This window comes from Streptomyces sp. NPDC060205, assembly GCF_042728395.1.
GTDB lineage: Bacteria > Actinomycetota > Actinomycetes > Streptomycetales > Streptomycetaceae > Streptomyces.
Genome location: NZ_JBHWZP010000611.1, coordinates 1 through 1,957 on the forward strand (window position 1 = coordinate 1; position 1,957 = coordinate 1,957).

General features: G+C 66.9%; 1 protein-coding gene. It reads right to left on the reverse strand.

Annotation, left to right across the window (positions count from 1 at the left end; genetic code table 11):
- Positions 1-49: 49 nt before the first annotated feature.
- Complete coding sequence (locus ACFWGJ_RS43490; RefSeq protein ID WP_387334512.1) at positions 50-1,588, reverse strand: RNA polymerase sigma factor; 1,539 nt, start codon at positions 1,586-1,588, stop codon at positions 50-52.
- Positions 1,589-1,957 lie beyond the last annotated feature (369 nt).

Below are 1,957 nucleotides of genomic sequence, written 5' to 3' on the forward strand. Positions count from 1 at the left end.
GCTCCCATGACGGGGAGCCGGGCCCTCGGTGACGTACTGCGGCCGAGGCCTAGTCCAGGTAGTCGCGCAGCACCTGCGAGCGGGACGGGTGACGCAGCTTCGACATCGTCTTGGACTCGATCTGGCGGATGCGCTCGCGCGTCACGCCGTACACCTTGCCGATCTCGTCGAGGGTCTTCGGCTGACCGTCGGTGAGACCGAAGCGCATCGAGACGACGCCCGCCTCGCGCTCGGACAGGGTGTCCAGGACGGAGTGCAGCTGCTCCTGGAGGAGCGTGAAGCTGACCGCGTCGGCCGGGACGACCGCTTCGGAGTCCTCGATGAGGTCACCGAACTCGCTGTCGCCGTCCTCGCCCAGGGGGGTGTGGAGGGAGATCGGCTCACGACCGTACTTCTGGACCTCGATGACCTTCTCGGGGGTCATGTCGAGTTCCTTGGCCAGCTCCTCCGGAGTGGGCTCGCGGCCCAGGTCCTGAAGCATCTGGCGCTGCACGCGCGCGAGCTTGTTGATGACCTCGACCATGTGCACCGGGATACGGATGGTGCGGGCCTGGTCGGCCATGGCGCGGGTGATCGCCTGACGGATCCACCACGTGGCGTAGGTCGAGAACTTGTAGCCCTTGGTGTAGTCGAACTTCTCCACCGCGCGGATGAGACCGAGGTTGCCCTCCTGGATGAGGTCCAGGAAGAGCATGCCGCGGCCGGTGTAACGCTTGGCCAGCGAGACCACCAGACGGAGGTTGGCCTCCAGGAGGTGGTTCTTGGCGCGGCGGCCGTCCTCGGCGATGATCTCCAGCTCGCGCTTGAGCTTCGGCGCGAGCTTGTCGGCGTTGGCCAGCTTGTCCTCGGCGAACAGACCGGCCTCGATGCGCTTGGCGAGCTCGACCTCCTGCTCGGCGTTGAGCAGCGGGACCTTGCCGATCTGCTTGAGGTAGTCCTTGACGGGGTCGGCGGTGGCACCGGCCGCGGCGACCTGCTGCGCGGGCGCGTCGTCCTCGTCCTCGTCGGACAGCACGAAGCCCTGAGCGCCGTCCTCGGTGGGCTCCTCGCCGGCCTTGGCCGTACCCGGAGTCTCCTCGGTCGCCTCGTCGTCGCCCTGCTCGGCGTCGGCGTTCTTGGCGGTGGTCTTCTTCGCCGCCGTCTTCTTGGCGACGGTCTTCTTCGCGACCGCCTTCTTGGCGGTCGTCTTCTTGGCCGCGGCCTTCTTGGCGGTCGCGTCCTCGGCGGGATCGTCGACCTCGGGCATCGCCGGCGTGGCGGTGGCGGTGGCCTTCTTGACCGTCGCCGTCTTCGCCGCGACGGTCTTGGTGGCGGTGCGCTTGGCGGGACTCTTCGCTGCGACGCTCTTCCGGGTGCGCTTCGGCTCCGCGGCACTGACCATCAGCGTCACACCCTCTTCCTCGAGGATCTGGTTGAGGCTGCGCAGTACGTTCTTCCACTGAGTGGCCGGAATCTGGTCAGCTTCGAAGGCCCGACGCACGTCATCGCCGGCGATCTGCCCCTCAGCCTTTCCCCGCTCAATGAGCGCCATGACAGAGACGGACTCGGCGATCTCCGGCGGGAGCGTACGGGATGTGCTGGCCGACACGAACAACCTCTCGGAACGTTGGAAAACGGCTTCCGGCCCCGTCCACTGCGGAGAGGAGCCGACGACCGCCGACTTTGGAATGGGCCGACGGCGCGGGCGGGAGCCGGGGAGAGTCACAGCGCCTGAAGCGGCGCCCATATTCCCTACTCGGCTGTCACCTCTTAGGTCATCGCGCTGTCCCGAAGAGTGTTACGCCCAATCTGCGTGGCCCGAGTCACACCCCTATATCGGTCAAAATTCTCCGAATAGCGACAGAGGGCGACATAAAGATGCCGTGAAGCTCCGGCGACCCGGTTGGCGCGGGCCAGCAGCCACAGCAGGTAGGGGGCGCTGGGGTTTGAGCTGCTGGCCCGGCCTCATGTGCAGGTC